Below are 8397 nucleotides of genomic sequence, written 5' to 3'. Positions count from 1 at the left end.
CTGGTCTGAACCCCGCTGACCCGGCGGCCTGTGTGCCGTTGTTCCGTGTCAGTGGTGGCGCATTATAGGGAGTTATTTCTGCCTGACAAGAGGAAATTTAAAATAATTTTCTGAGTGTTTCTTTTTTCACCAACAGCAAGCTTAACGTGCCATAAAATAAGCAAATTGCCGTTATTGCAACCGCAATCACACTTCCTGGTGGCATACTAATAACCAAACGAAAGAGAAAGGAAGAACATTCATGCCTTTAAGCGCACAACAATTAGCCGCACAGAAAAATCTATCCTATGTTCTGGCTGAAAAGCTGGCGCAGCGGATATTAAAGGGTGACTACGCCCCTGGTACGATTCTTCCCGGCGAAATAGAACTGGGCGAGCAATACGGCGTAAGTCGAACGGCAGTTCGCGAAGCGGTGAAAACGTTGACGGCTAAAGGTATGGTGCTACCCCGTCCGCGCATTGGAACGCGGGTGATGCCGCAGGGAAACTGGAACTTTCTGGATCAAGAGTTGCTAACCTGGTGGATGACGGAAGAAAACTTCCATCAGGTAGTGGACCATTTCCTGGTAATGCGAATCAGTCTGGAACCGCAAGCCTGCCGACTGGCGGCGATTATCGGCACACCTGAGCAGAAAGCGCGGCTGAATACCTTAATGGAAGAGATGGTTGCGCTGAAAAAGCATTTTAAGCGTGAACGCTGGATTGAAGTAGATATGACGTGGCACGGGCATATCTACGAAATGAGCGCCAATCCCTTTTTGATCTCTTTTGCTACGCTATTTCATTCGGTTTACCGCACTTACTTTACCTCAATCACCTATAACGAGGTGGTAAAGCTGGATTTGCACCAGGCCATTGTTGATGCCATCGCGGATGGCAACGGCGAACGCGCTTTCCAGTCCTGCCAGGCGTTGTTGATAGCGCCCAACGAGAGACCAGATAATTAACAGGATATTGAATGACCAGCAAAAAAGCGCGCAGTATGGCTGGCCTGCCGTGGATAGCGGCAATGGCTTTCTTTATGCAGGCGCTAGACGCCACCATTTTGAATACCGCTTTACCGGCTATTGCGCATAGCCTTAACCGTTCACCACTCGCTATGCAGTCCGCTATTATCAGTTATACCCTGACAGTAGCCATGTTAATTCCGGTAAGCGGCTGGCTGGCCGATCGCTTCGGTACGCGTCGCGTCTTTATGATTGCCGTAAGTCTGTTTACGTTAGGCTCGCTGGCCTGTGCGCTCTCCAGTTCACTATCTGAATTGGTTATTTTTCGCGTCGTACAAGGCGTCGGCGGAGCGATGATGATGCCGGTGGCACGACTGGCGTTATTGCGGGCCTATCCGCGTAGTGAGTTACTGCCCGTCCTTAACTTTGTCACTATGCCGGGGCTGGTAGGTCCTATTCTGGGGCCGGTATTAGGCGGCGTGCTGGTGACCTGGGCAAGCTGGCACTGGATCTTCCTGATTAATATTCCCATTGGCGTTATAGGCATTCTGTATGCTCGCAAATATATGCCCAACTTCACCACGCCGCGTCGCAAGTTTGACATGACCGGCTTCTTTCTCTTTGGTTTAAGTCTGGTATTGTTTTCCAGCGGAATGGAACTGTTTGGCGAGAAAATTGTGGCGACATGGATCGCATCCGCCATTATTTTTTGCAGTATCGTTCTGCTATTGGCCTATATCCGCCACGCCCGCCGTCATCCGACACCGTTAATATCACTATCGCTGTTTAAGACACGCACATTTTCCGTCGGTATTGCCGGCAACCTCGCTACGCGTCTGGGCACAGGCTGCGTACCTTTTTTGATGCCGTTAATGCTACAGGTTGGTTTTGGCTACCCGGCACTGATTGCCGGCTGCATGATGGCGCCGACAGCCTTGGGTTCTATTATCGCGAAATCGACCGTAACGCAGGTTTTACGACGTTTGGGATACAGGAAGACGCTGGTCGGCATTACGGTATTTATCGGCCTGATGATTGCCCAGTTTTCATTTCAATCTCCCGCCATGCCGATCTGGATGCTAGTACTGCCGCTATTCATTCTTGGAATGGCGATGTCCACTCAATTTACGGCAATGAATACGATTACTCTTGCGGATCTGACGGACGATAATGCCAGCAGCGGCAACAGCGTGCTGGCCGTCACGCAGCAATTGTCTATCAGCTTAGGCGTGGCGATCAGCGCGGCGGTATTACGTATCTATGAAGGTTTTGCGGGCACCAGTACCGTAGAACAGTTCCACTATACCTTTATCACAATGGGAGCGATCACTATCGTGTCCGCGCTGATGTTCATGCTGCTAAGAGCCAAAGACGGCAACAATCTGATTAAAGAACGGCATAAATCTAAACCGACCCACGCACCGTCAAAACCGGAGTAAGCTGAAGTCGCTGTTGTTGCAAGGCGGGCTGCGCCATCCGATGAATCAACACATCAATAGCCAGCTCGCCCAATTCATCTTTCGGCTGATGGATAGTCGTCAGCGGCGGCGTCATATAGCGCGCCAGCTCAATATCATCATATCCAATTACTGCCATATCCTGCGGGATACGAAGCCCCGCCTGATATAGCGCCTGATAGGCGCCGACAGCCATCGCATCGTTTCCAGTAAAAACCGCTTGTGGTCGCTGTTGATGGGCAAGTAACGCTTGCATGGCGTCAAAGCCGCCGCCAAATTCAAAATCGCCAGTGATCTCATAGCCTTGCGGAATAGCCAGCCCTGCTCGTTTCATCGCCGCCCGATACCCTTCCAGCCGCAAACGCGCAGGCGTTTTGTCCAGCGGGCCGGTAATACAGGCAATTCGGGTAAATCCTTTATCGATAAGGTGTTGCGTCGCAAGATCGCCGCCTAACAACGAATTATCCTGAATAAGATCGCTATCGCCCTCACCATCAAACGGCGACCAGTCCATCATGACGGTAGGAATAGACGGATAACGTTCCATGATTTCACGAGAAGGCTGATGCGTTTCGGTACAAAGCAGCAGTAAACCGTCTACCCGTTTTTGCATCAGCGTCTCCAGGTTGCGGTTCATCCGTTGCTCGTCGCCTTCGGTATTGCACAGCACCAGACTATAGCCGCGCTCAAAACAGCTTCGCTCAACGCCGCGCACCAGTTCGGAATAAAAAGGGTTGGTACTGGCGGTAATCAGCATTCCAATCGTGCGGGTCTGGTTTAATTTGAGGCTTCGCGCCAGCGCGGAAGGCGCATAGTTAAGCGATTTAATCGCCGCTTCAACTTTTTCGGTAATCGTCTCACTCACAAAGCGATCTTTGTTAATAACGTGAGAGACTGTCGATGTAGAGACTCCCGCCAGGCGGGCAACATCTTTCATAGTAGCCAAGCGTTACCCCTGCTGATGTAAAAACGCTTCTATCTCTTCGCGCCACGGAACGGAAGGTTGCGCGCCTTTACGCGTGACGGCAATCGCCGCGGCGGCATGAGCAAAGCGAATCGCTTCCGGCAGCGGCGTCTCCTCCAGTATTGCGGTGATAAAGGCGCCGTTAAACGTATCTCCGGCGGCAATGGTATCGACAGCCTCAACGCTAAATCCAGGAACGCGGCGGCCCTCGCCGTTTACGCTGGCCCAGACGCCACGACTTCCTAAGGTAATTAATACGGTTCGAATGCCTTTATCATGCAAAACCTGCGCAGCTTTCGCGGCATCGTCGTCATTATCCACACGCACGCCCGTCAGCTTTTCAGCTTCCGTTTCATTTGGCGTGATGATATCCACCAGCGCCAGCAGTTCATCCGGTAACTCACGGGCAGGCGCCGGGTTAAGCGCAACAGTAGTATGATGTTGATGGGCGATTTTCGCCGCCGCCAGTACGCTTTCCAGCGGCGATTCCAGTTGCATCAGTAACGCATCCGCCTGCGCGATACGTTCACGTTGCGCATCAACCAACGCCGGCGATAACGCGGCATTCGCCCCGGCATGAATACCGATGACGTTCTCGCCTTCGCCATTAACGAAAATCAGCGCCACCCCGGTAGACTCGCCTTTAATGACGCTAACTGGCTCAATATCAATACGATCGCGGACTAATTGTTTACGAATACTGTCGCCAATATCGTCATCGCCCGTGCAGGCGATAAACGCAATATTTGCCCCGCTACGTCCCGCAGCAACCGCCTGATTCGCGCCTTTCCCGCCAAACGCGACCTGATAATGGCTACCGGTTACCGTTTCACCCGGGGTAGGGAAGGACTCAAGATTAAGGATATGATCGGCATTAATACTGCCAAGGACGATGAGATTACCTGCGGTTTTCATATTCGGGGTTCCAAGTCAAAGTGCGCCACCGGTTAGGGTGGCGCGTGCCCTGCTTTTCTTTTTTACGTTCACCTCAGCGGAGGCTCGCGTATTTATGTCGCCATCAGGCCATAGTTGACCCGTGTCGTTTATTACTGCTTGATGACCAGTTTCAGGTCAACCGGATATTTGGCCTGAACTTTTTCGCCTTTCAGCACCTTATCCGCCACTTCAACGCCTTTGGCGCCGATTTGATCCGGTAACTGAGCGATAGTCGCTGCCAGTTTGCCATCTTTTACAGCCTTTTCGCCATCCGGCGTACCGTCAAATCCAACCACCATCACATCTGCTTTACCGGCAGTTTGCAGTGCGCGCAATGCGCCCAGCGCCATTTCGTCGTTCTGGGCGAAGACAGCCTGAACATCCGGATGCGCGGTCAGCAGGTTCTGCATGACGTTCAGACCTTTAGTACGGTCGAAATCGGCTGGCTGGCTGGCCAGGACATTAAATTTGTGTGCGGCTACCGCTTGCTGGAAACCTTCGCCACGCTCACGCGCTGCGGATGTTCCGGCAATGCCTTGCAACTCAATCACTTTTGCGCCTTCACCAGCTTTTTTAGCGATATAGTCGCCAGCGATCTTGCCGCCCAGCACGTTATCAGACGCGATATGGCTGACGACATCGCCTTTGGTTGCCTGGCGGTCAAGCGTGATAACCGGAATCTTCGCCTGATTCGCCATCTTCACCGCGTTACCCACCGCATCGGAGTCAGTCGGGTTGATCAGCAGGATTTTGGTCCCGCGGACGGTTAAATCCTGCACGTTCGCCAGCTCTTTGGCAGGATTGTTCTGGGAGTCCAGCACCACCAGGTTATAACCCAGTTTATCTGCCTCTTTTTGCGCCCCGTCTTTTAACGAAACGAAGAAGGGATTATTGAGGGTAGAGATCACCAGCGCAATGGTGTCTTTCGCCATTGCATTCGCGCTCACGGTGGCGCTCAGCGCAACAGCAGATACCAGGGTAGCCAGTTTTTTCATGTTCATATTTAAGATGTCCTGTAGTCGTTGTTACTGCTTTTTGTTGTCTACCAGCACCGCCAGCAAAATCACCACCGCTTTGACGATCATCTGGTAATAGGAGGAAACACCTAACAAATTCAAACCATTATTAAGGAAACCGAGAATCAATGCGCCGATCAATGTCCCAACAATGCGTCCTTTACCGCCTGCAAGGCTGGTGCCGCCCAGCACCACGGCGGCAATAGCATCCAGCTCATAGCCGGTACCCGCCGTCGGCTGCGCGGAAGAGAGGCGCGCCACTTCAATGATGCCCGCCAGCGACGCTGTCAGGCCGCAAAGTGAATAGACGATAATTTTCACTTTGCTCACGCTAATGCCAGACAGCCGCGTCGCCGCTTCGTTACCGCCCAGCGCGTAGATATAGCGTCCCAGACGGGTGTGATGCAGCATATACCAGGCGGCGATAAAGACGATAGCCATGATCCAGACCGGCGTAGGAACGCCCAGCGGACGGCCGATACCGAACCAGCCAAACAGATCGGCGTTATCGGTAAAGCCGGTGTTGACCGGACTACCATTGGTGTAAACCATTGTCACGCCGCGCAGTAGCAGCATCATCACCAGCGTAGCGATAAATGCCTGTACGCGGCCTTTCGCGACGATAACGCCAGTGACGGCACCAATCGCAGCGCCCAGCGCCAGCGCGGCGGCAACCGCCACCAGCGCATTCACTTCAACGCCGACGATTGAAGCGGCAACCGCGCCGGTGAGCGCCAGCAGGGAACCGACGGACAGATCGATCCCTGATGTCAGAATCACCAACGTCATCCCCACCGCCATAATGGCGTTAACGGAGGTCTGTTGAAGAATGTTGAACAGATTATTAACGGTAAAAAAGTTGGGGCTCAACGTCGAAACAATCGCAATCAGCACCAACAGGGCAATGAGCGATTTCTGCTCCATCAACCATGCTTTAGTGAAATAACGGCGACCAGAAACAGCCTGAGTTGTCATCTTTTTTACTCCTGATTCACGCGATTAAGCTTGCCCACTGCGGCAGCCATTAACACTTCCTGGGTGGCCTGCTCGCGAGTAAATTCACCGCTGAGATGCCCTTCATGCATGACGATGATGCGATCGCTCATGCCTAATACTTCTGGCATCTCAGATGAGACCAGAATGATGCTCAGGCCGTCGGCCTTAAACTGGTTGATAAGCTGGTAAATCTCTTTCTTCGCGCCGACGTCCACGCCGCGGGTCGGCTCGTCGAGAATGAGTACTTTCGGGCGCGTCATCAACCCGCGGGCAATCGCCACCTTTTGCTGATTACCGCCGGAAAGCAGGCCTATCGCCTGTTCCATTGACGGCGTTTTGACGTTGAACAGACGGATAAAATCCCCCACCGCCTGCTGCTCGTCTTTGTGCTTCAGGCTTCCGCCAGCGCGGCTGAAATAACCCAGCGCAGTCAGCGACATATTCTCTTTAACTGACATGCCCAGTACCAGCCCATCGCGCTTACGGTCTTCAGAGATATAAACGATGCCATTGGCCAGCCCGTCCTGCGGAGAATGCGTCACCACTTCGTGTCCATCGAGCGTCACGTAACCGCTGGTACGCGGCATCGCGCCGTACAATACTTTCATCAACTCGGTGCGCCCGGCTCCCATCAGGCCGGAAATACCAAGAATCTCGCCTTTTCGCAGCACAAAGGAGACATCATTCACGCCCGGCCCGCACAGGTTATCAACCTTCAGGCGAATCTCACCCGGCGCGTTATCCAGATGCGGGTACTGATCTTCCAGCTTACGTCCCACCATCATTTCGATAAGAGAATCTTCGGTCAACGTGGCCACTTCACGCTCGGCGATAAACTGCCCATCACGGAAGACCGTCACGTCATCGCAAATTTCGAAAATCTCTTTCATACGGTGAGATATATAGACAATACCGCGCCCCTGCGATTTTAATTCGCGGATCACGCGGAACAGAGATTCGGTTTCAGTGTCAGTCAGCGCATCGGTCGGTTCATCCATAATGATGACTTTGGATTCGAAGCTCAGCACTTTGGCGATTTCCACCATTTGCTGATCGCCGATAGAGAGTTCGCCCACCAGCTTATCGCTCTTAAAGCGCAGATTGAGTTTGGCTAAGAGTTGGTCGGCTTCGGCATACATCTTTTTCCAGTCGATTTTGCCAAAGCGATTTACAAACTCACGGCCCAGGAAGATGTTTTCCGCAATGGTCAACTGCGGGATCAGATTCAGTTCCTGATGAATAATGCCGATCCCGGCTTCCTGAGACGATTTAGGCCCATTAAAGGTGGTCTCTTTACCCAGCCATAACAACGATCCCGCATCTCGCGTATAGATGCCGGTTAATACTTTCATCATGGTGGATTTTCCGGCGCCATTTTCCCCCACCAGCGCCATAACGCGGCCAGGATAAACGTTTAACGCGGCGCCAGAGAGAGCCTTCACGCCGGGGAACGCTTTATCGATCCCCTTGAGTTGCAGTAATGCGTCCATAGCGGCCTCAGAAAGTGACGCCAGCGCAAAGAATAACGTTCGCATACGGGGAACATTCCCCGCTGCGAATCACCGCCTGACTGTCTGCAGTCAATTTTTTGAATTGTTCGTGTGTCGTATAACTAATTTTTATGGTGTTTCCCTGGTGTTGTTGCAGTTGCTCAAGGTGAGTGAGCAACGTTTCGTGGAGCTGCGGATTCTGTTGTTTGATTTCCGTTGCAAGAATCGCCGCCTCAACCTGCATTTCCTGGGTCACGACATTCACCACCTGCATAAAAGAAGGTACGCCCTGGGTGAGTGCCATATCGATACGCGCGGCGCTATTCGGGATGGGTAAACCCGCATCACAGACCACCAGAGTATCAGTATGCCCCAGACGGGAAATGACCGACGAGATTTCAGAGTTGAGTACGGTGCCTTTCTTCATTTTTCTGCTCCACTAGCGAAACGTTTCGCTGGCCGCAGTGTAAACCCGGAAGTGTTCATTAAACCATCATGACGTAACAGAATTGTGATCGCCGTCGAAACGTTTCGCTACCGGGTATGACGTGAAGATAATCACCCAATGGCGATTATCTTGCGAGAGCCTACG

At 52.5% G+C, this 8397-nt stretch carries 8 protein-coding genes; 2 read left to right on the top strand and 6 right to left on the bottom strand.

Annotated elements, in window-relative coordinates:
- The first annotated feature begins 241 nt into the window (after positions 1-241).
- Both AC3G3F_RS22845 and mdtD read left to right on the top strand, forming a co-directional pair.
- The gene (locus AC3G3F_RS22845; protein WP_053511072.1) at positions 242-946 is read left to right on the top strand and encodes a FadR/GntR family transcriptional regulator; all 705 of its coding nucleotides are present in this window, start codon (positions 242-244) and stop codon (positions 944-946) included.
- An 11-nt stretch (positions 947-957) separates the two neighbouring features.
- Positions 958-2385: a multidrug transporter subunit MdtD gene (mdtD, locus tag AC3G3F_RS22840; protein ID WP_023247175.1), complete on the top strand. Its 1428-nt coding sequence runs from the start codon at positions 958-960 to the stop codon at positions 2383-2385.
- On the opposite strand, the gene rbsR is transcribed toward mdtD, so the two are convergent.
- The 6 genes from rbsR to rbsD form a co-directional block, all read right to left on the bottom strand.
- Positions 2351-3349 (bottom strand): ribose operon transcriptional repressor RbsR, encoded by a 999-nt coding sequence (gene rbsR, locus AC3G3F_RS22835; protein WP_000224487.1) that lies wholly within the window; start codon positions 3347-3349, stop codon positions 2351-2353. The two genes, mdtD and rbsR, sit on opposite strands and share 35 nt — an antisense overlap.
- A gap of 3 nt (positions 3350-3352) precedes the next feature.
- On the bottom strand, positions 3353-4282 hold the full coding sequence (gene rbsK, locus AC3G3F_RS22830; RefSeq protein WP_063389941.1) for a ribokinase: 930 nt from the start codon (positions 4280-4282) through the stop codon (positions 3353-3355).
- Positions 4283-4413: 131 nt separating this feature from the next.
- A complete protein-coding gene (rbsB, locus tag AC3G3F_RS22825) occupies positions 4414-5304 on the bottom strand; it encodes a ribose ABC transporter substrate-binding protein RbsB (protein WP_001056260.1) in 891 nt (296 codons plus the stop codon).
- Positions 5305-5328: 24 nt separating this feature from the next.
- Positions 5329-6294 carry a ribose ABC transporter permease gene (rbsC, locus tag AC3G3F_RS22820; RefSeq protein WP_023247177.1) on the bottom strand — a complete coding sequence of 322 codons (966 nt, stop codon included), beginning with the start codon at positions 6292-6294 and terminating at the stop codon, positions 5329-5331.
- Between the two features lie 5 nt (positions 6295-6299).
- The gene (gene rbsA / locus AC3G3F_RS22815) at positions 6300-7805 is read right to left on the bottom strand and encodes a ribose ABC transporter ATP-binding protein RbsA (protein WP_001664794.1); all 1506 of its coding nucleotides are present in this window, start codon (positions 7803-7805) and stop codon (positions 6300-6302) included.
- 7 nt (positions 7806-7812) lie between these two features.
- Complete coding sequence (rbsD, locus tag AC3G3F_RS22810; protein WP_053511065.1) at positions 7813-8232, bottom strand: D-ribose pyranase; 420 nt, start codon at positions 8230-8232, stop codon at positions 7813-7815.
- Positions 8233-8397 lie beyond the last annotated feature (165 nt).

The organism is Salmonella sp. FC25216 (genome assembly GCF_057751355.1).
This window is presented reverse-complemented; position numbering and strand designations above follow the sequence as displayed.